The organism is Rhizobium sp. P40RR-XXII, assembly GCF_012641405.1.
GTDB lineage: Bacteria > Pseudomonadota > Alphaproteobacteria > Rhizobiales > Rhizobiaceae > Rhizobium.
This window is the reverse complement of the sequence record NZ_JABAII010000018.1, coordinates 89,443-111,315: the sequence shown is the minus strand read 5'-3', so window position 1 is coordinate 111,315 and position 21,873 is coordinate 89,443. Positions and strand designations below refer to the sequence as shown.

Below are 21,873 nucleotides of genomic sequence, written 5' to 3'. Positions count from 1 at the left end.
TCCAAGCCGTTCCGCTTGCTAGCGGCACGCCTGGGATATGCCAGCTTCTGCGTTACAGTCCGGTAAAGGCACGATGATATTGCTTGCCGTATTTGTGGGTGGTGGCTGTACCATCGAGCTTGGCCCGCTTGCGCCATTCGTCTGTGGCTCCTTGCTCTGCCCCAACGGCAAGGGTACGCGTGGCCCGATCATTGGCGGCAAAGTCGGCTGGATCTGTGGCTTCGGCTGTGAAACGGCCGGGCGATGAATGACAACGGGACGCACTGCCGGAGGGCTGTTTTGATAGCCAACGCTGATCGGCGGTGTACGATAGGCCGTTGTGTCGGGATAGACCAGCTGGCCGGGCTTGCCGAGGACTGCATCGGCGCCGCGAGGCTCGCCGAAGGGGCTCAGTGCGGCACCGGTGAAATGGCCGGCGATTGTGTAACCATAGACCGTGCTCAGGAGCTGGCGTTCCGTCGCATGGGCGTCGCAGAGCCGGATGCGCACCTGCACCATGCCGAAATTGCGTTGCTCCTGCGATGGGGCTAAGCCGGCCTTCACCTGCTGCCAGGCATAGAGGCAGGTATCGCCGGCCCTGCTTTGGCCGGAGGCATAGCCAAAGGGTCCGTAGCCGTTCTGGACGAATATCGCCGAGCGAGCGAGCCGCACACCGGGGATCGCCGCCGCCATTTCACGAGCGATTGCACGCTCGCTGACCGTATCGAACGGCCTGCTTCCGAGCCCAGGATTCGAGCCGGTTATACCGAGAAACTGCACCTTGAGAAAATTCTGGCCGGGAACGGAAGAGGACGTGAAAAGAGAGATTGTCTGCTCGACGTCCTTGGCATGCCTGCGTTCTACGACATTGATGATCGCCGGGCCACCTGGGGGCGGGAAGGCCAGCGCCTTGTCGGCAGCAACAGTTTCCACGCCGATCGACTGGCGAACCTGGCCGGTTGTGGAGCATCCGACACCAAGACAGGCCAATATCATCAACGCTATTGCTTTTGAAAAATGCATCTCGGGATCGCGGCAATCGTGTGGTCACATTCATCGCAAATTGCGCGACGCTCTTTAGAATCAAGCCCTTGTATTCAGTATAGCAAAGAAAGGCGATTATGGTTAATCGAGGGTTAATTTCGCTTGATTGACTCTCCGAAGCGGCCGGAAATCCGCGCCGAATACAGCCTGTCGCGCCGACTGCGCGAGCAGGCGACACGTTGCGAAGAATGCGGTAGAGCCGCAAGCGGCAAGCGGATGAATTTTCTAACTATTTCATCCCGCGAAATGCGATCTGTACAGCCCGGTTCAAGGCGACCGGCAGCACCGACATATGGTTCTCTCCGGCATATTCCTCGAAGGTTACCGTTTCTGTGGACGAAGTCAGCTTAGCCCATCTGCGCGCCATCTCGCGGGCGAGCTGCACCGTGCGGGTTTCCTTTGCGCGTTCCAGTCGCTTTTGTTCCTCCGGCGTACCCTTGTGAAAGGGCGCAAGGGTCTCGCCTTCATATTGGCCGGCGGAAAGATGCAGTTCAATATCGAGAGTGTCCTGAAGTCCGTCGAGAAATGCACTCTCGGTCGACAGAATAGCGGCGTCTTCCCAGTAGATCGCCGGGCTTGCCGAAATCCAGCGGTTGAAGGCCGCGGGTTTCGTCAGCAGTGCGTAAAGCACGAAAAGGCCGCCGAACGAATGGCCGAAGAGCGTCTGACGCGATCGGTCGATCGGAACCTGCTCTTCGACCCAGGGCTTCAATTCGTTTTCGATCAGCGCCAGGAAATGCTCCCCGCCGCCTGTCCTCACATCGGGCGTGTCCGGAAAGAACGGTGGATAGACCCGGCCCGGCGGTGGGCTCAGGTCCCAGGAACGGCGAAGCGGATCATACGGCTCGTCCGTGGGATAGCCGATGGCGACGACGACGCCTTCGCCGACATTGGTTCCGTTCGGGTAGCTTGCCTGCACCTTCAGCGCATCGACGGCAGTGGCAAAGCAGGCGTTGCCATCCGTCAAATAGAGGACCGGCCATCCCTCCGGCGGAACCGGCTTGCTGGGGCGATAAAGAAAAATCCTGTGCGGCTGATCGGCATTCTCAAATTTCAGATCGGCGAACGTGCAGCCGGCAAGCGCGACGGACGCCGGGACTTCGGCTGCTTCAGGTAATGACGGTTGGGGCATGATATCTCCGGCTGACCGAATATTGGGAACGCCGGATTGCGTGGCGTCCCCAATGAAAAAGATGACGGGTTTCCTCATATTATCGGAGGTGCAATCTGACAAGCCGCTCAAATGAAGCGGTAATGCAAGGTATGGCTGTGCAATTTTGGCAGGCCCTGGATTAAGCAAGCCATTTTGCAACAAGGGTTCGGAATTCAACAAAAAAAAGATGATTTAAATACTCATGTATTCTTGACGCCGGCTGCACCCGCGAACTAATTTGCGCCATCTTTTTCAGGAACGGGTAGGCGAAAAGGGAATATGAAGCAGGGATCACATAATTATATCAATAACTTGATGCGTAAGAGGTTCCGCCTTGCGAGCAGTGCCACCGCACTTGCCACGGTCTTTGCGCTGAGCGGAAATGCTTTTGCGCAGGATTCTAATGCAAACAGCGGCAACGCGACCCAGCTCGCGCCGATCGTCGTCAGTGGTCAGTCGAGCGACGCAAGCGACAATACGACGATAGCGGCAAAGAAAAGCCAAGGCGCCACCAAGATCAGCACGCCTCTGGTTGAAACGCCTCGCTCCGTTTCAGTCATAACCAAAAAGGAAATGGAGGAGCGTGGTGCGCAGGATATCATCGAAGCCGTTCGTTATTCCGCCGGCGTTCAGACCGGCTCCTACGGCTTCGATCCACGCTTCGACCAGATCTATATTCGTGGCAATGACGTCACCACTAATGGCGACTATCGCGACGGATTGCGCCAGCCCTATATGAATTACGGGATGTTCCGGACCGATTCCTATGCGCTCGACAGGGTCGAGGTGATCAAGGGGCCGGTATCGGTGCTTTATGGCGCCGGCTCGCCGGGCGGTATCGTCAACAAGATATCGAAGCTGCCGACGGAGGAAACGATCAGCGAGGTTGGAGTTCTCTACGGAACATCGGATCGCGCCCAGACGATGTTCGATTTCGGCGGCCCGGTCAGCAAGGACGACGACACGATGCTGTACCGGATCGTCGGCCTGGCACGAAAGGGCGATACCAATTTCGATATTGCTGACGACCGCTATTTCATCCAGCCGTCCTTCACCTGGAAGCCTGACGACGCGACGAAATTTACCGTCTACGGATCGGCGCAGTCCACCGAGGTCGACGCCAATGTCGGCGCGCTGACCAGCCCCGATGGCAACGTCCTCAAGCTGCGCGAAAGCGATCCCGACTACGATTACCAGAAGACCCGCCAGCAGCAGGTAGGCTACCAGTTCGAGCACGAATTCGACGGCGGCTTCACCTTCCGCCAGAATCTTCGTTTCTCCCACCTGGACCTGAAAGCGCGCTATCTCGGTACCTACGGCTGGACCGGAAATGTCGCCCATCGCGGAGCGACTGCGATCAGCGATGCTATCAATGTCTTCCAGGTCGACAACCAGCTGGAATCCAAATTCGATACTGGGCCGGCCGCCCACACCATGCTGTTCGGCCTGGACTACACCCATATGAACGATTCCTTCGCATATGGGATGGATGCGACGGCCAACCCCGCCTACGATTTCGATATTGATAATCCGACCTATGGCGTATCAGGCCCAACGCCGGAGTACAATTTAAGCCGGGTCGATGCCAGCCTGCAGCAAATCGGCGCCTATGCGCTCGATCAGATCGAGCTCGACAAATGGCGCTTCACGCTCGGCGGGCGCCAGACCTGGGTCAAACAGTCGACCGACACGACTTTCGTTTCTTCCGGAACGACCACGGACGACAAACTCAGCAAGAACGCATTTTCCTATCAGGCTGGTGCGCTCTATCTCTTCGACAACGGCATTGCGCCCTTCACCAGCTATTCGACCTCCTTCAATCCGGTTACCCAGCGATCCGCATCCGGCAGCATCCTGGATCCCACCAAGGGCGAACAGTACGAACTGGGCGTGAAATACCAGCCGCCAGGCACCGACATTCTGCTCTCGGCCGTCGCCTATCATCTCGTCGAGAAGAACAAGCCCGTGCTGGTCGATCCACTGACGGGTATCTATGCCTCGCTCGGAGAGGTGACCAACAAAGGCATCGAACTGGAAGCCAGGGCAAATATTACCGATGGCTGGGATGTGATTGCCGCTTACTCCTACAACCATTCCGAAATCACCCGTGGCGACAACGCCGGCAATGCGCCTGCCGTGACGCCCAAGAGCATCGCCAGCCTGTGGTCGAATTATACCTTCCAGGATGATTCGGCAGCAAAAGGCCTCACCGTCGGCGCCGGCATCCGCTACACGGGCGAAACCTACACCAGCACGGCCAACACCGCCAAGAATGACGCAAGCTTCTATCTGGACGCGGCGCTCTCCTACGACTTCGGTGCGATCGACCAGAAATACAAAGGCCTCACCGCCTCCGTCGACCTCCGCAACATCGCCAACCGCCGCCTGGCGGTCTGCAATGAGGGTTATTGCTACCTCGGCCAGGGGCGCAATGTCACGGCGTCGCTGAAGTATCGGTGGTAGGTGTATGGCGGGCGTCTCGTTGTGGGGGCGGTCCTGATGTATCTCCAAACTCGGCGAGATCTGCTTCGTAGCTTACTGCTAACTGTATTGTGTAGGAACGGCCAAGATTATGGGCATCCACTCTCCTTTTTCGCCGTGCTCCAGCGGCTCCGGAGTGGGCACGGATGGTGGTGGAAGCGATTGATAACCCAGTCAAGGTCGGCTTTCTGCGCCAACGTGGTTAGAGCTTTCCGGTGCTTCTCGAAGCGGGATGGCTGCCAGCTTTCAATTTGCAAATCGGTTGCGTTGGACAATGGCAATGGCACACCTAATGCAAAGCGTCATTAGTGTACCATATTCACGATCTTACAAAGTGTACATATGGCAAAGGTGAAGGGGTCATTTCGATCGATTTATCAGCATCACCAGCAGCACTGGCGCCCCCACGAGTGCTGAGACGAGGCCGGCGGGCATTTGATATGGGAACGCGATCATTCTGCCGAACCAGTCCGCAAGCACCATCAGGCCACCGCCTGCCAGCGCTGCGCCGGCGAGTTGGGGCGCGGCGCCTTGCAATCCGAGCTCTCTTGCCAGATGCGGGCCCATGAGGCCGATGAAGCTCAAGGGGCCGAGGATGAGTGTGGCGGCGGCGGTCATGGTTGCGGCCAGCGCAAAGAGGCAGGCGCGGGCGAGATTGACGCGGATGCCGATCGCTTGCGCTGCTTGTGGACCGAGCGGTAAAAGATCGAGCCATCGATGGGCGAGGAATGCAAGTGCAAGGCCTGCCGCCGCTGCGGTTGTCGCGGCAATTGCCTTTGGTGTATCAACAAGATAGGTCGAGCCGCTCATCCATTGCATGACGATCATTGTACGAGGATCGCCGCCGGCGGCGAGCACGCTGATGAAGGCATCCAGCATGGCCCCGAGTGCGATACCTGTTAGAAGCACACGCTCGGGCGCGAAGCCCGATCGGACGCCGAAAAGGAAAATGGCGACGAGGACGGCGAAAGCGCCGAGACCGCCGAAGCCGAGCTGCGCGACAATGCCTGGAGCAGGCAGCAGAAAAAGCGCGGCGGTGACGCCCAGGGTCGCGCCCGCGGAAATGCCCAGCACCTCGGGGCTCGCCATCTCGTTGCCGCTCAGCCGTTGCAGGATGGCGCCGACAACGCCCAGCATCATGCCGGCGGCAAAGGCGCCGGCGATGCGTGGCAGCCGATAGGGCAGCACGTCGGGCCAATGCATATAGGTGAGGAACGTCCACGCGCCGTCCGGTGCGCGCCCGAAGAAGACCGCACCGGCTAGCAGAAGGGCGAGCGCCGGAATTGAGGCAACCAGCAGCGCTTTCGGTGTTCGCATGGCGCGGTTCGCATCCTGCGACGGGTTCGCAACATTGCGCTGCACCGTCTTCAGGCGCGGCAGCATCAGAAGCAGAAGCGGTGCGCCGAGCAAGGCTGTAATGGCTCCTGTCGGAAGGAAGGTCGAAGATGCGCCGGAAAGGAGCACCAATGCTTCATCCGTCAGAAGCAATAGTCCTGCGCCGATGAGGGGAGACCAGACGAGTTGGCTCTTCATCTGCCGGGCGCCGGCAATCTGGGTGACGCGCGGCGCGATCAAACCGATAAAGCCGATGACGCCGACGGCACTGGTGACGATGGCAGCAAGCGCAATCGCGATGCAGACGGCAGCGATACGTGTTCGTTTCACCGATAGCCCAAGTCCGCTGGCGCCGCTGTCGCCTAGCTCCATGAGCGAGAGCGGCCGCGCCATCAGCAGGGCTGCGGCGAAGAGGATGACGATCTTGGGAAGGAGAGAAAGTGGAATGGTCCAGCTTTGCTGCGCCAGCGATCCGGCGCCCCAGATGAAGAGGCCGGAAAGGTAGCGATCGTTCATCAGGACGAGAATGGCGGCGAGCGCGCCGCTCCAGACGCCGACGATCAATCCGGCAAGGACGAGCGCCAGGGGCGAGAAGCCGCGTCTTGCGCCGATGAGGAAAACAACGGCCGCGGCTGCGGCACTCCCGAACAGGGCGACCGCATCGCGGCTAAGGCCTTGTACGGCGGGGAAGGCGAGCATGACGGCCACCAGCGCAAGGTTGGCACCCGCGGAAATGCCGAGCGTCGAGGGAGAGGCCAGCGGATTGCGCAGCACCTGCTGCAACAGGCTTCCTGACAGCGAGAGCGCGGCACCGGCCAGCAACGCCGTCATAATTCTCGGCAGCGTCGAATAGAGCAGCAGCAGACGCTGCGGATCGTAACCGGCTTCCTGCGTCATCAGACGTGAAAAATCAGGGGCCAATTGATGCCAGGAGAGGAGACCGGCGAGTGCCAGCAGCGTCAGCGCCACGGCCGGAGCACCTAGGGGATTGTTTGCTTCGATGCGGGTCATGCGAATTTTTCCAGATGATCGAGCAGGATGCGCGCAAAGCGTTCCGCTTCCTGTACCATGCCGAACATCAAGGTGCCCGGCAGCACCGATACGCGCCCGGCCCGCACGAAGGGGAGGCTGGTCCACAACGGACTATCCCGCAGGTTGTCGAGGACGTTGGGTGGGAGCAGAGGTTCGAATGCGATCAGGCGCAGGCTTTGATCGAGCGTTGCCAATTGCTCCAGCCCGATTGTCTCGAAGCCCCAATAGTCGCCAGGCCCGGTCCACGCATTCTTCAGGCCGATCCTGGTCATGACGTTCTGGTAGAGGCCGGCACCGCAATAGATACGGGCGTGGCGGGTGTCGACAAAATTGATGAGCGCCAATGGCGGAGGGTTGAGCTTCTTCACCCGCATTGCGCAATCGTCGAAGAATTGCTCGGACCGGGCAAGGAAATCTTCCGCGTGGGACCGTCGCCCGATGGCGTCGGCAAGCAACCGTGTCGCCGTGATGGAACGCTGCAGTGCCTCGCCGCCATCGGCATAGATTGTCAGTTCCAAGACCGGCGAGATCGCTTCCAGCCGCGGCTTCAGGGGAGCGAGATAGGGCGTCGTCAGGATCAGTGCCGGCTTCACGCTGGCCAGAACCTCGAGATTGATCTCGCTGGTGGTGCCGAGATCGATGACGCCATCAGGCATTTTCGGTTCGACGACCCATGTGTTCCAATCGGCAAGGGAGGCGATTGCCGCCGGCGTGACGCCGAGTGCAAGCAGCGTCGAGGCCAGGCCATAGTCCAGCGAGACGATCGGGCCTGATATCGGCCCGGCTGCCATTCCCGCCCGTGGAACGGCACAAAGCGCTGCGGCGGCAAGAAGCGCGCGGCGGGATAACTTCAGGGTTTCGAAGCTGCGTTCAGATGACATAGGCAAGCGGCGTCCCATGCACAGGGTGGGCCGTGACGCCCATGTTGGCGCCGTAGATCGTATGCAGCGTCTCGGCTTTCATGAGGCTTGGTGAGGGGCCGGTTGCAATCAGGCGACCTTGCTTCAGCGCATGCAGATGATCGCAGAAATGCGCCGCGACGTTGATGTCGTGCAGGACGAGGATAACACTCAAGTCCTTTGTTCGGCAAAGCTCCCGCACAAGCCCGAGAATTTCCATCTGATGGGCGATGTCGAGCGCCGAAGTCGGCTCGTCGAGCAGCAGGCAGCGGCTGTCCTGGGCGACCAGCATCGCGATCCAGACGCGCTGGCGCTCGCCGCCGGAAAGCGTATCCACCATCCGGCCCGCAAGGGTATCGACATGCGTCAGCTTCATGGCCGTCTCTACCTTTTCGCGGTCGAGATCGGTGAAGCGACCGAGCGCTCCATGCCAGGGATAGCGCCCGCACGCGACAAGCTCCTCGACCTTCATGCCGGCAGCCGATGTGGTGTCTTGCGGCAAATAGGCGACGGCGCGCGCGAAAGCACGCGTGTCATAGGCGCTGACTGCTGCGCCGTCGAACAGGATGCGACCGCCCGTCGGCTGAATCTGCCGCGCCAGCAATTTGATCAGCGTGGATTTGCCGGAGCCGTTATGGCCGATCAGGCCGGAAATTTCGCCGGCTTTGAAGCTGATATCGAGCGGGTGAAGAATGGTTTTGCCATCGACCTCGAAACGCAAGCCTTCCGTCGTGAAAGCCGTTGCATGCTGCTGATCGTTTCGGGCAGTCGTTTCGTCTTTCATTATCGTTCCTGCTGAAGCGCTCCGGCTTCCCGAGATGTTGATTGCCGGCGAATCGGCTTTGTTAATTGATTGAAATCAATGGCTTGACGAAGAAAAGACAGGGGTCGCTCTCGCGCCAAAGCGTCGGAAAGATCTCCGCGCGGATGAAGCCGTTCCTGTCATAAAAGGCGCGCGTCTTTTCATATTGCGGCTCGTCTTTGCCACGCGGAGCGAGCGTCTTCACCGTCAACAGCTTGCAATTGGAGGATCGCGCGAATGTCTCGGCGGCGGCCAGCAATCGCTTGCCGACACCGCTGCGATGATATTGGCGCCGCGTTGCGATCACCAGGATTTCCATGGCCGCCGGCGGATGCGCGCGCAGCGAAACGAAGCCGGAGACGGTGTCTGCCTCGATGCAGCCGAACATCGGCAGGGTTTCGACTGCGCCTGCGCAGGCTTCGACGACATCGGGGTCGGTGAACCACTCCGTAAGTTCCGACATGATCGCACGACAGATCGTGCCTTTGAATTCGGTTATCTCGACAGCTTCCTGCATCTGCTTTTCCTTATCCTGTCGGTTGAGCGCCGTTTGCAGAGGATGGCGATGTACTCCCATCAGGCTCGCATCTCCCGTGCCCGCGCGGAGCGGTTTCGCCGGTGGTCGCTGCCGGCAGCACAATTATGATCGGCTTCAAGCGAGATGGCGGCGAGGCAACGCGAATGCGCCTCCCGCAGGAGGCCGCAAACAAGGGCACAGGACACGCCGGCTTCCTTGGCGATGATGTTCTGGGGAATGTCGTCGAAATAGTGCTCCTCGTAGAACTTGCGGGTTCTGGCGGGCATGGCTTCGACCGTGCAGCGAAAGGCCTTGTAGGCCTCGGCTTCATGGAGGTGTTCTTCAGGACTTCCATAGGCGGAGGTGTTGCCGCCGATCTCTTCTTCGACGAACAGGCCGCGTTCATATTGCAGGCGCCGCACATGGTCGGTGGCCAGATTGCGCACCATGCGCATCACATAGGATGCGGGTGCGGCTATGTCTTCCCCAAGCGGCTTGGAGACCAGCTGCAGGAGAACCTCCTGCACGACATCTTCGGCCAAAGTCATGTTACCCGTGATCCTGCGCGCGACGGAGAGAAGTTTCGGATAGGCGTGAAGTGCTGTCTGGAGTTGCTCATTGGAAGTCGACTGCGAATGGTTGGCAATCATGTCGGGCTCTCGCTGAAATCCAAAGTTGCATTTCGTCGTACCCCTCTTTTTGAGAGGGAACCTATAAAACATGATAATGAGAGTCAAGATAGTGAGGCGGAAAAGTGTAGCATCTCCTAAATCATGGCTTATCCGCCTGATTTTATTTTAACTTTTACATGCGATCTATAAGGAAATCCCGCCTATGTGATGCCGCCATTGCGGCTCTGTCGCGGCCCTTGATGTCGCGATAGCCCATTGAAAATCCGTGGTTTCTCCATCACCCATCCGGCCGGATCGGATGAAAATCGGTTCGTCAGACGCTTGGCAATTGATGCTGTAGGTTGTGTCGCCGGGCACGAGTATCACGCTTTGCGGGTCGGCAAGAAAGCCCTGGCCAAGGCATTTCAGCACAGCCTCTTTTTGAACCCAGCAGGCGACAAAGGCATCGTGGCGATCAAGTGCATCCAATTGATGCATTTGATCGAGCTCATGTTCGGAAAGGATCATCGGCATGATCTCGCGGGCCTCCGTCTCCGAAAATGCATCGAGACGTTCGATATCGATGCCGATAAGACCGCCGCGACAGATCGCAAGCGCCACTCGATCGCGCACATGGGAAATATTGAAGTCGATATCGGGATGGTCGGACAGGTAGGGTCTGCCCGACAGCGCAATCGCAATGGATAGCGCCTGCGGCGCGCAGCCGAGCAGATTGCCGAGGACGCGCCGACAAAGGAACCGTCCGGCAACAAAAAGACGCCGCGCTTCGGCCGATCGAAATGCCGCCGCGCGGTGTCTTTCCTGTTCGCTCAACATTCCGTCCGGGATATCAAGTCCGTCGCGCAGATGCAGGCTATGGAGCTCGACCTGCGCGACGCCATCTCCCTCTCGGAGAATGGCCACTTTATTCGGCCGCCTGTCCCATATGCGAAGAGATGTCCGACAAATGTCCGTGGGTTTCCCATTGAACGATGGGGTCAAGCTGGCCGATATTGAAATGCTCACGTCCGAGCAGGGCGTTGGCGATGACGGCGCTGCGCCACGCGGCCAGGCTGAGTTGCGGTTCCGCAATGCCGTGGCTATGGCGGCCGGCATTGAGAACGAAGATGCGGTTTTCACGCGGGCCGTCCCATGCCAGCGAGAAGTCGCTTTCCAGCACCGGCTCGCCGATGGAGCTCAGTTCGATGCGGTTTTCGAGCGAATGCAGGAATTCCGGAAGCACAAAGCGATAGCCGGTTGCAAGGACGATCATGTCGACCGCCAGCGTTTCGATACTGTCATCGAAGCCGTTGCGCATGGTCAGCCGGATTTCGGGACCATCCTGCTCGGCCGCGATGACGTTGCGGAAAGGGCGTAGCGATATGCCGTGATCCGGGGTGCCCGCAGTTTCGAGCTTGCGCTCATAAAGCCGGCGATAGAGCTTTTTCAAGGTGGAGGCGGAAACACCGTCGCTCGCCAGCACCTGCCGGCGCATATGGGTGAGGCGAAGTTCCTCCGGCAGCCCATGGAAGCGTTCCATATAGCCCGGCGTGAACAGTTCGTTGGTAAAGGGCGTGGCATCGAGCGGCTCGAAATTCGGCCGGCGGCTGATCCAGTGAAGGGTCGAGACGGCGTTCAGATCCAGGAGAGCATCGACGATCTCGGCGCCGCTCTGGCCGCCGCCGATAACGGCGACGCGCGGAGCCTTCACATCGCCGAGACGCTGTGTTGCCTCGCTGCTATGGAAAGTCATCGATTTCGGCAGCTGCTCGGCCCAGGCCGGGCGAGCCGGGATCTTGCCGACACCGACGGAAAGATTGCGGGCGTTGGCTAAGCCATCGTCGGTGGCGATGGAGAAGAAGCCGTCATTGGCGTGAACCTCGTGCACGCTTGCGCCGAAGCGAAGCGAGGTCAGCCCGCGTGCGACCCATCCGAGATAATCGGCGAATTCCTTGCGCGGAACGGCTTCATATTCCGCATTAAGAAACTGATAAAAACGTTTGTGAGCAACAAGATAGGAAAGAAAGCTCCAGGGGCTCGTCGGGTTGGTCGCGGTCACCAGATCCTTGAGGATGGAGGTTTGCATCTCGGCACCAGGCAGCATCATCCCCGGATGCCAGGCGAAGGATGGGCGCCGTTCGAAGAAGTGAACCGATAGTTCCGGGACGGAGTCGAGCTGGGCGGCAAGGCTAAGGTTGAACGGACCAATTCCGGCCCCGGCGAGGTCGAGCACGTGCGATGTCATGATGCAGCTCCAGATGATATCGAAGGAGGGGGTTACTTGATGATGCCGGCGGACAGAGAGCCCGGTGCAAAAGCGTGATCGAGCCGTCGCGCGAAACGCTGATGGAAGGGCGTCTTGCCGATGATCGTCAGATGATTGGTGCCGGTGACGATCTCCGAGGCGGTGGCGTTTTGCGAATAGCGCCGCCAGTCGATAACGTTGAGGGCACGTGTGAGGGAATCCTCGGCCGCAAAAGCGTGGATGCGGAAATCGGACTGCTCAAGGCGGTAGTTTCGGAAGATCATCGCATTGTCGATGAGGATCCAGAACGTGTGCTCCTCGGAGCCGATGTCCGGACCGTCTGTTGGCAGCTTGACGTTGTGCTTGACGACATGGTGGAGGAACTGCTCGTAGACTTCCTCGTTCATGGCGGCGAAAAGTCTCTTCCAGTCCTCGCGCATCGGTGTGGTTTCCAACCAGCGTTGAACGGCGGCATGGGTGAGGTCGCGGACCCCATCTTCAAAGCGTGGCATGATGCCGACGGTGAATTCCTCGTCCATGTCGCAGACATCGACCATGCCGATCATGCGCAGGTCGATGTCGCTGCCGAGCTGCTTCGCGGCCTCATAGGCAAGCAGCCCGCCCCACGACCAGCCGAGGAAGGCGCAAGGCCGACCCTTGGCTTTTCTGCGCACGGCCTCGGCGTAGCGCGCCGTGATATCTTCGACGCGGCTGCTGAGCGTCTTGGTTTCGGTCAGTGAATAGCAGATGAAACCCGTTGCCGGTTGTTCCGGGCCGAGATAGTCGACCAGGCGCATATATTCGCGCGTGCTGACGAGGAGACCGGGGAAGCAATAGAGCACGGGCCGATCGCCGTTTCGTCGAAGATAGACCACGTCGACACCGGCCTCATCGCGGTTGCCGTCGATCGCAAGCGCCAGATCGCGCACGGTCGGGTGATTGAACATGTCGGCGATTGTCAGCGGCCATTCGGGATGACGCATCTTCAGGCGCGAGACGATGCGCACGGCCGCCAGCGATTGGCCGCCGATATCGAAGAAATTCTCCGTGACTCCGATGTCGCCGATGTCGAGGATTTCCTTCCAGGCGTCGAGGATCGCCTTTTCCTTGTCATTGGCAGGTGCTGCCATCTCGCGTTCGATACGCGGCGCCGGCAAGGCGGCGCGGTCCAGCTTGCTGTTCGGTCCCATCGGCAGCTTGTCGATCAGCATGATCGTCTGCGGCACCATATAGTCGGGCAGGTCCGTCATGGCGGCGCGGCGCAGCTCGGTAATACCAAGGCTTTCGCCTTCGCGCGGTACCACATAGGCGACAAGCGCGCTGCGCCCGCCTTCATTGTGCAGCAGCACGACCGCTTCGGCCACGCGCTGATCGGAGCGCAGTACGGCTTCGATTTCACCCGGTTCGATGCGGAAGCCGCGCAATTTGATCTGGTGGTCGACGCGGCCGGCGAATTCGACAATGCCGTCCTCCCGCCAGCGGCCGAGATCGCCGGATTTGTAGAGCCGTCCGTTGGGTGAGAACGGATCCGGGATGAAGCGATCCGCCGTCAGCTCCGGCTGGCCGAGATAGCCGCGCGCAAGGCCGCTGCCGCCGATGTAAATCTCGCCGATCACACCGACCGGAACGGGCGCAAGATCGGCATCGAGCACATAGATGCGCCGATCGCCCACGCCGCGGCCGATCGGCGCGACTGTTCCCTCGAAGCGGGTTCCCGCGGGGATTTTCCAGATCATCGGGGTCATGATCGTTTCGGTCGGACCATAGCCGTTGATCAGCAGCCGCGCCTTCAGGTTTTCCGTGATCATATCGAACACCGCCTGCGACAGGGCTTCGCCGCCGAAGGAATAGAGCCGCAGCCGCGGTATCTCGCTGTTCTCGCCGGCATATTCGGCAAGGCCGCGTACATAGCTCGTGGGAAGGCTGGCATTGTTGACGCCGTGGCACTTCATCATCGCGAAGGCATCGTCGGGCGTGGCAAGCTTGTCCTGGGTCAGCACCACTCCGCCGCCGGCCATCAGCGGTACCATCCAGCGCTCATGGCCGCCGTCGGATGTGAAGGGAAGAACAGGATACTCGCAGGACTCCTCGCTCATCTCGTAGATGCGCAGGGTCGCCTTGCAATGATGCGCCAGCGGGTCGTGCTCGACGGCGACGCCTTTCGGCACGCCTGTCGAGCCGGAGGTATAGATGACGTAGGCAAGCTGCTGCGGCGCGATCACGGTCGCAGGCGCTTCGCTGCTTTCCGACGAAAGGTCGACGGTGTCGAGATTGAGGAAGGGCGTTGCAATATCGCTTGGAAGGTTTGCGATGTTCCGTGCGCGGGAAATGACCAGCGAGAGGCCTGGCGCCGCCAGAATATGGCGATTGCGCGCTTCAGGGTGATCGGGCTCGACCGGTGTGAATGCGCCGCCCGATTTCAGAACGGCTAGAATGGCGATGATGGCGTCGATCGATTTTTCGAGTGCGATGGCGACGCGCTTTTCTGGTCCGAGACCCAGCGCGATCAGACGATGCGCCAGCCGATTGGCGGCCGCTTCGAGCTCGCCATGCGTTACCGATTTCTCGCCCTGGGCCACAGCGAAGGCATTCGGCCGTCGTCTCGCCTGCGCGGAGATGACCTCATGGATTGGCGTGCCATCGTCCGGTTCCGGCGTGTCGGGATAGGGCGCGGAAAGCTTGTCCAGCTCTTCAGGCGAAACGAACGGAACTTGCTTGATCTGCTCGCCGGGATTGGTGTTCTGCCGCGCGAGCGCGATGGCGAGATCATCGGCAAAGCGAAGGATCTGCTTCCCGTCATGTTTTAGCGGATCGAAACCGAAGCCGATACGAAGCCTGTCACCGGAAACTGGAGAAACGGTGATGACCAGTTCGGCATCACGGCGTGCCTGGGGCTCGACGACGCTTCGGCTTGCTGCGCCATCGGGTATCTCTTCCGTGAAACGTAGAGCATGTCGCACATCGAGAAGCGTCTTGACGAGGCCGGTCGTGTCGAACAGCTCATCCCGGCGCAGCAGCGCATCGGCAAGCACCTCAAAGGGCAGGGCCTGCCGGGCGGCCGTCTCGATTTCCTCTGCGAATGCCGTGCGGACGTCGGCCAGCGTCATGGCGCCGCTGAGTTCCGTCGTCAGGATCAGCACATCCTCGCTGCGTGCGGCGACCGTCTGACTTTCCGGCCGAGTGACCAGGCCGATCCTTTGCGTACTGTGGCCGGAATGCCGGCGAAGGACGATCCCGAGTGCTGCGAGAAGGTCGCGGGACGTTTCTGCAGTCGCCGACGTCTGGAAAGACCGCCCCGTAACAGGCACTTCAAGCACATGCTCGAACCAGGCCTCGTCGACGATGTCTTTTCCCGCCGACGTCTGTGGCGGCAGCGATGCGACATTCTCTTGCGCTGTCAGCCGCTGGAACCAGAAATCGACCAGCTCCGGTGCCGGATTGCGCGGTGCGCCGTTGCCGGTCATCCAGGACGCTGCGTCGGCTAACGTGGTTTCGGCAATGCCGGCCGACCCGCTGCTGTCGATATTGCGAAGAAAATCCGTTGCCAGCAAATCCAGCGTCACCGCATCGGCAAGGATGGCATGCAGGGAAAACACGGCGCCGACGGCCTGACCGTTCTGCGTAGCGAGAATGAAGCGCGCCGGATTGCCGTTCGTCAGGTCGATCGAGCGGGCCTGTTCGGTGGCGGCGGCTGCGGTCAGTGCCGTGCTCAGATCGCCACCACCAGCCAGTTCCGTCTCGATGATATCGACCGTGCGATCATTTCTCAGGATCTGTTGAACGGTGCCACCCGGCCAGGCCTCGAATTCCGATGTGATGAGGGGATGCTGGCGCGAAAGCATCACAAGGGCCTGGTGCGCCATAGCAGGTGAGACAGGAGGGAAGGTGACGGCGAGTATTTGTCGGCCATAGACGGCTTCGTTACCCGTCTCGGACAGGAGCCAGATGCGCGATTGTGCCGGTGACAGCGAGCATTTGGCGACGTAATCGGAGTCATTCATAGCCTTGGCGTTCCGATCATGGATAGTCATTTCTTCGCCGATCTCCATCAATATTTCTGAATGCATGTTCGGTTTATCAGAATACAATAGGATATGCTTCACAATGCCTATAAATAGACATTGAGTTGAACTAGCCGATTATGCTGACTTTCCTATGCCGACAAATTCCGATGTTTTGGAAATTACCTGGATGTAGCTGCATGACGAATGGCTCCGCGCGAAATTCAGCGGAATCTCAAAAATTATTTTTGGAAAATATTTTGAATTTTTCCTGACGCCGTTCGTCACTGCAGAATTAGCGCCTTGTATTCTGGAGGGCGCGCGGTTTCGAAATATGGAGAAAAAGATGGATGCTTCCGCGGCGTTGAGGGGTGAAAGGACGACGGAGCGATCGTTTGATTTGCGCCTGCCGGCATCAGGTTTTGCAAGCCACGCACTCGCCTGTGTTCAGCCGCTCATCGTGTCGGCGGGGCAGGCATCGGGCAGTTTCCGCGTCCAGCAAAATGGCATTGAGGTTGCCTCGGGCTTTCTCTCAGGCCGCGCCGCCAAGCAGCTGGTCTTTGACACCATATCTTCAGCCGCTTCGCCTGCTTCCGGTGAGGATATCGTCAATGCCGTCTCGGAAGCCGTTCTGGCGTGCAATCCGCACGTGGATTGCCTCGAGATCGAGTTTGCAGACGATGGCCTTGCGAAGCGTCTGGTGGAAACGGGCGCGATCGAGCGCCGGGGTGATCGCTTGATCGTGCGCCCCGAATCCTTCTTTCAGCAGGCAAAATCCTGGGTTGGAAGCCTGCCCCCTGCCTTTCCGGAAGTGCCGGTCCTCACGAACAATGTTCTTCATCCGCAAAGGTCGCCGAAGCCTATTGGCGCCATATACAACCGCTTCATTCCCTGGCTGAACACGCAGCTTGGCTTCCACGTCGCCGATATCGAGGCTGATCTTGCGCATTTCCATCGCTGGATGAACAATCCCAGGGTGGCCGCCATATGGGAGGACAGCGGCGATCTTTCCTATCACCGTGATTTCATTGCAGTCCGCCTGGCTGATCCGCGGACGTTGCCGCTGATCGGAACGTTCGGTGGCGTGCCCTTCGGCTATTTCGAACTCTATTGGGCCAAGGAAGATCGGATCGGCCCGCACTACGAAGCCGAAGGTTACGACCGCGGCTGGCACGTGGCGATTGGCGAAGACGATTTCCGCGGAAAAGCCTTCGTCAGCGCGTGGCTGCCGTCACTGATGCACTACATGTTCCTGGCCGATCCGCGCACCAGACGCATCGTCGGCGAGCCGATCCATCATCATGCCCAGCAGATCCGCAATCTCGACCGCTCGGGTTTCGCCAAGGTCAAGCACATCCAGTTTCCGCACAAAAAGGCGCTTTTGGTCATGCTGTTGCGCGAGCGCTTCTTCATGGACCGACTGCTGTCGCCGGATCTCACCGGGCTGTTCGGTGAGGACGGCCTGCCCGTTCTGGGTTCACTGCCGCGAGATGCAGCGCGATGAAGGCAGCCGTCGACATGAACGATCCGCGCATCATGCGGCTCGTTCTGACGGTCGCGCTGCCGGCGGTGGCGGGATTGGCCGCCAGCGCCGGGCATCATGCGGTCAATGCGATCTTTCTCGGCGCTCTGGGGCCGAATGTGCTGGCCGGCATCAGCCTGGTCATGCCGCTTTTTCTGTTGGTCGCGGCGGCAGGTCAGGGGCTCGGCATCGGCCTTGCCACGTTTTTGGCACGCCATCTCGGCGAGGGTGATCTGAAAGCCGCGTCCTCCGTTGCCGCGACGGCGCTGGCGGCAACGATCCCGCTCGGCATCCTCCTCTCCGTACTGATCTATCTCGGACTGCCTGATTTCGTCGGAGCACTCGGCGCAAGCGACAATCTTCTTACCCCGGGACTGGACTACGGGCGGCTGTTCGCTTTCGGCGTAACGCTTGGACTTCTGCAGGCAGTCTGCGACTTCATCGCGATTGCCGAGGGGAATTCACGCTTCTCGATGATCGTGCTGATCGCCACCTTCGCCCTGAACGCCGTCCTCGATCCCGTTTTCATTTTCCTCTTCAAGCTCGGCGCATCAGGCGCGGCGCTGTCGACCATCATTTCCTCCATCGCGGCACTGGTCTGCTATTTTGTCTACTTTATTCGCAAGTGGGGAATGGTCAGCATCACCGGCGGCCTGATACGTTGGCGGTTGTTGCGGCCAATCGCGAGGGTCGGCATTCCCGCCGCCGCGACCAGCATCGTGAGCGGCTTCGGATTTCTCATCCTGATGCGGGAGGCCGCGGTTCATGGCGGCGATACGGGTGTGGCCGCGACAGCGATCGCCATCCGTCTGATGACTTTGGGGCAGCTTCCCTTGTTCGGGTTTTGCCTTGGCGCACAGAGCGTCGTCAGCCATGCCTTCGGTGCGGGCGATGCTCAGCGGTTGAAGGCCGTCATCCGCTTCATGCTCGCGGTGACCGTACCGGCGGCTTTGCTTTATTCCGTCCTGCTGTTCCTGGCGGCGGTACCGATCGCGCGCCTGTTCACCGATAGTCCGCAAGTTGTCGGCGAAGCGGTGCCCTGGCTGCGCGCGCTTTTTCCGGTCTTCCCGCTGGCAGCTTTTCAATTCGTACTGCTGGTGATGCTGCAATCACGGGGCAGGGCTGGCCTATCCGCCCTGGTCGGGCTCGCGCCGCAAGGCTATCTGCTGATCCCGCTTCTTCTTCTGCTGCCACTGTGGATGGGCTTTGGCGGCATTTCGGCAGCACCCGCGGTCGCTGCCATCCTCGCCGCAATTCTTGGCCTTTTCGTCGCTCGGCGGGAATGGCTCGCCATTTTGCCGGCGGATGCACCAAGCCTGGCCGGCCAATCGACACTTCACCCCTGACCATGAGGAACGTCATGAACGAGACCCCGAGATTCGATGCTTACAGACACGCCATTCCGGATGCGTTGATGCCGCCTCGCGACGATCCTTTTGATGCGGCGGTGCCGCCGATCTACCAGACATCTCTCTTTCTGTTCGATAGCTACAAGGAACTGGAGGATGTTTTTGCCGGCCGCTCGAAGAAGCCGATCTATTCACGTGGCGACAATCCGACGGTGCGGCTTCTGGAGCGCAAGATCGCCCAGATGGAGGGCGCCGAAGAAGCGCGCGCCTTTTCGAGCGGCATGGGCGCTATCGCAGCGGCGATCCTCGCTTTCGTCGGCCCGGGCGACCGCATCGTCACCGTGCGGCATGTCTATAGCGACGCTTTCCGCTTCTTCGAAAAGGTTCTGAAGCGCTTCGGTGTCGTCGTCGACTATATCGACGGCACGGATACAGAGGCGATGATCGAGGCACTTCCCGGCGCCAAGCTTGCCTATCTCGAAAACCCGACATCGATGGTTTTCGAGTTGCAGGATCTGCCAGCCATCGCCGAGGCGGCGCGCCGTCATGGGGTCGTGACGATGGTCGACAATTCCTGGGCAACGCCGCTCTACCAAAAGCCGCTCTCCGTCGGGGTCGATATCGTCATTCACGCCGCCTCGAAATATCTCGGCGGGCAGAGCGATACCGTGGCCGGCCTCGTTGCCGGCTCAAAGGTGCATATCGATCGCATCAACAGCGAAACCTATCCCTATACGGGTGCGAAGCTCGCCCCTTTCGAAGCGTGGCTTATCCTGCGTAATCTTGAGACCCTGCCGTTCCGTATGCGCCATCATCATGAAGCCGGCCTAGAAGTGGCATCCTGGCTGCAGGCGCATGGGGATGTGACCAATGTCATGCATCCGGCACTGGGCGATCATCCCGGAAAGCGCACTTTCAGCGGCTTCGGCGCGCTGTTTTCCTTCGAAGTTTCCGATCGTATCGACGTCGCCGATTTCGTCGACGCGCTGCGCCTCATCCGCATTGGCGTCAGCTGGGGTGGGCCGGAAAGCCTCGTGGTGCCGGCCAAGGCGGCGCTCAGCATCTCGCCAGAGACCAATGTCTTCGCGCGCTTCGGGGTCAGCGACCGCACGATCCGCCTCAATGTCGGTCTACACGCGGCAAAGGACGTCATTGCCGATCTCGAGCAGGCGCTCGTGGCCGCGAAACGTTAGTCGGCCTCTGTGCTTTCATATCGTAAGGCGGGCGGAGTGGCACTGTCGCTCCGCCCATACTATTATTCATTGTTGATCTATTCCCGCCCTGACCGATTGAGACAAGATGACCATTCCTTCCAATGAAACACTGAGCTCGCTTGCCGGTGAATATGGAACGCCGCTCTGGATCTACGATGCTGCCGCGATCCGTCGCCGTATCGCGCAACTCTCCGCCTTCGACGTCGTTCGCTACGCGCAAAAGGCCTGTTCGAACATTCATATCCTGCGGAAAATGCGCAAGGCGGGCGTGCGGGTCGATGCCGTCTCGCTCGGCGAGATCGAGCGGGCGATGCGGGCCGGCTTCGTCGCTGGCGGCGTGTCGGGTGCGGCGGAGCTGGTCTTCACCGCCGATGTCTTCGACCGGCCGACCCTTGACCGCGTTGTTGCCGACAAGGTCGAGGTGAATATCGGCTCCATCGACATGCTGCATCAGCTTGGCGAACGCTCGCCTGGCCATAGAGTCTGGCTGCGCATCAATCCGGGTTTTGGACATGGCCATAGCAAGAAAACCAATACCGGTGGCGAAAGCAGCAAGCACGGCATCTGGTTCGAGCAATTGCAGGAGGCCGTGGCGCTGACGCGCCAATATTCCCTGACGCTGGTCGGCCTGCATATGCATATCGGCTCCGGCGTCGATTATGGGCACTTACAGCGCGTCTGCGGCGCTATGGTCGGTTTTTGCCGCGAGCTTGATGTCGCTATCGAGGCGATCTCATCCGGTGGTGGTCTTTCCGTGCCTTACAGAGAGGGCGAGGAGGAGATCGATCCCGCTCATTATTTCTCGCTCTGGGACGCGGCGCGGCGCGAGATCGAAACGCATTTCGGCCATCCGATCCGGCTGGAAATCGAGCCGGGACGGTTCTTAACCGCCGATTCCGGCGTATTGCTTGCCGAGGTGAGAGCAGTGAAGATGATGGGCCGCAATCGCTTCGTGCTTGTCGATGCGGGTTTCAGCGACCTTGCCCGTCCGGCCATGTATGGCAGTTATCATCAGATATCGGTGATCCCTGGCAAGGCACCCCGCAATGCCGCAGGCACAATCTTTCCGACCGTCGTCGCAGGTCCCCTTTGCGAATCCGGCGATGTCTTCACGCAGACGGACACCGGCACTGTCGAGACCCGCGATCTCCCGGAAGCCCATGTCGGCGACTATCTCGTATTCCATGGCGCCGGCGCCTATGGAGCGACAATGTCGTCGAACTACAATAGCCGCCTCTATGCACCGGAGGTGCTTCTTGACGGCACTACCCACCGATTGATCCGCAGGCGGCAGACCTTGGATGAGCTGTTGCTGCTGGAGAAGGTTTAGGCGGGGTGGTTAGGGACCGCTACGGCGTCTTAAAGACGACAGTTCTCGATTTTATTGCAATAAAACAGCTGCTTATAGGTGAGAGTTAATGGAAATGCGCCTCACGGTCCAAGGTGCAATTTCTCCTACCATCATCGACAGCGTAAAAAGCGCCATAGCGCTCAAAACACCAAAGATAGGCAGAAGCGTTAGCATGATGCGACGGGCGAGCATTTTTCGCGGGAAGTCATGGTTGCTCTGCAATATCTGAAATCATTTGAAGCCTGGCAAACGTACGATCGGTACGATTTCGACGCATTTTAAACGACAACGACGCAAAATGTATAGTGCCTTTGCGAAAGCGCTCACAGCGCACTGAT

Annotated in this window: 15 protein-coding genes; 5 read left to right on the top strand and 10 right to left on the bottom strand. The window is 59.7% G+C overall.

Translation table 11 applies throughout. From position 1 onward, the window contains the following. Positions 1-18: 18 nt before the first annotated feature. Positions 19-975, bottom strand: a complete 957-nt coding sequence (gene bcsN / locus HGP16_RS27035; protein WP_409526866.1) for a cellulose biosynthesis protein BcsN — start codon at positions 973-975, stop codon at positions 19-21. A gap of 277 nt (positions 976-1,252) precedes the next feature. Continuing rightward, positions 1,253-2,155 (bottom strand): alpha/beta hydrolase, encoded by a 903-nt coding sequence (locus tag HGP16_RS27030; protein WP_168843049.1) that lies wholly within the window; start codon positions 2,153-2,155, stop codon positions 1,253-1,255. 300 nt (positions 2,156-2,455) lie between these two features. On the opposite strand from HGP16_RS27030, the gene HGP16_RS27025 reads away from it, so the two are divergent. Next, positions 2,456-4,639, top strand: a complete 2,184-nt coding sequence (locus tag HGP16_RS27025; RefSeq protein WP_168843048.1) for a TonB-dependent siderophore receptor — start codon at positions 2,456-2,458, stop codon at positions 4,637-4,639. A 378-nt stretch (positions 4,640-5,017) separates the two neighbouring features. Here HGP16_RS27025 and fhuB read toward each other — a convergent pair whose 3' ends face one another. The 8 genes from fhuB to HGP16_RS26985 form a co-directional block, all read right to left on the bottom strand. After that, a complete protein-coding gene (fhuB, locus tag HGP16_RS27020; protein ID WP_168843047.1) occupies positions 5,018-7,003 on the bottom strand; it encodes a Fe(3+)-hydroxamate ABC transporter permease FhuB in 1,986 nt (661 codons plus the stop codon). Continuing rightward, the gene (locus HGP16_RS27015) at positions 7,000-7,905 is read right to left on the bottom strand and encodes an iron-siderophore ABC transporter substrate-binding protein (RefSeq protein WP_168843046.1); all 906 of its coding nucleotides are present in this window, start codon (positions 7,903-7,905) and stop codon (positions 7,000-7,002) included. The genes fhuB and HGP16_RS27015 overlap by 4 nt, the downstream gene beginning before the upstream one ends. Next, positions 7,895-8,707 (bottom strand): ATP-binding cassette domain-containing protein, encoded by an 813-nt coding sequence (locus HGP16_RS27010; protein WP_168843045.1) that lies wholly within the window; start codon positions 8,705-8,707, stop codon positions 7,895-7,897. Before HGP16_RS27010 ends, HGP16_RS27015 begins: the two co-directional genes overlap by 11 nt. Positions 8,708-8,768: 61 nt before the next feature. Beyond that, a complete protein-coding gene (locus HGP16_RS27005) occupies positions 8,769-9,242 on the bottom strand; it encodes an N-acetyltransferase (RefSeq protein WP_168843078.1) in 474 nt (157 codons plus the stop codon). A 59-nt stretch (positions 9,243-9,301) separates the two neighbouring features. Continuing rightward, positions 9,302-9,892 (bottom strand): sigma-70 family RNA polymerase sigma factor, encoded by a 591-nt coding sequence (locus tag HGP16_RS27000; protein WP_168843044.1) that lies wholly within the window; start codon positions 9,890-9,892, stop codon positions 9,302-9,304. A gap of 165 nt (positions 9,893-10,057) precedes the next feature. After that, complete coding sequence (locus tag HGP16_RS26995; RefSeq protein WP_312862952.1) at positions 10,058-10,777, bottom strand: 4'-phosphopantetheinyl transferase superfamily protein; 720 nt, start codon at positions 10,775-10,777, stop codon at positions 10,058-10,060. A gap of 1 nt (position 10,778) precedes the next feature. Further along, positions 10,779-12,098, bottom strand: a complete 1,320-nt coding sequence (locus HGP16_RS26990; protein ID WP_168843043.1) for a lysine N(6)-hydroxylase/L-ornithine N(5)-oxygenase family protein — start codon at positions 12,096-12,098, stop codon at positions 10,779-10,781. A 32-nt stretch (positions 12,099-12,130) separates the two neighbouring features. Further along, positions 12,131-16,099: an amino acid adenylation domain-containing protein gene (locus HGP16_RS26985; protein WP_246705598.1), complete on the bottom strand. Its 3,969-nt coding sequence runs from the start codon at positions 16,097-16,099 to the stop codon at positions 12,131-12,133. A 346-nt stretch (positions 16,100-16,445) separates the two neighbouring features. On the opposite strand from HGP16_RS26985, the gene HGP16_RS26980 reads away from it, so the two are divergent. The 4 genes from HGP16_RS26980 to lysA all read left to right on the top strand — a co-directional run bounded on the left by HGP16_RS26980 (position 16,446) and on the right by lysA (position 21,514). Beyond that, a complete protein-coding gene (locus HGP16_RS26980) occupies positions 16,446-17,603 on the top strand; it encodes a GNAT family N-acetyltransferase (RefSeq protein ID WP_168843041.1) in 1,158 nt (385 codons plus the stop codon). Then, positions 17,600-18,967 (top strand): MATE family efflux transporter, encoded by a 1,368-nt coding sequence (locus HGP16_RS26975; protein ID WP_168843040.1) that lies wholly within the window; start codon positions 17,600-17,602, stop codon positions 18,965-18,967. Before HGP16_RS26980 ends, HGP16_RS26975 begins: the two co-directional genes overlap by 4 nt. Positions 18,968-18,981: 14 nt before the next feature. Continuing rightward, on the top strand, positions 18,982-20,163 hold the full coding sequence (locus tag HGP16_RS26970; protein ID WP_168843039.1) for a PLP-dependent transferase: 1,182 nt from the start codon (positions 18,982-18,984) through the stop codon (positions 20,161-20,163). A gap of 106 nt (positions 20,164-20,269) precedes the next feature. After that, positions 20,270-21,514 (top strand): diaminopimelate decarboxylase, encoded by a 1,245-nt coding sequence (gene lysA, locus HGP16_RS26965; RefSeq protein ID WP_168843038.1) that lies wholly within the window; start codon positions 20,270-20,272, stop codon positions 21,512-21,514. The last annotated feature ends 359 nt before the right edge of the window (positions 21,515-21,873 follow it).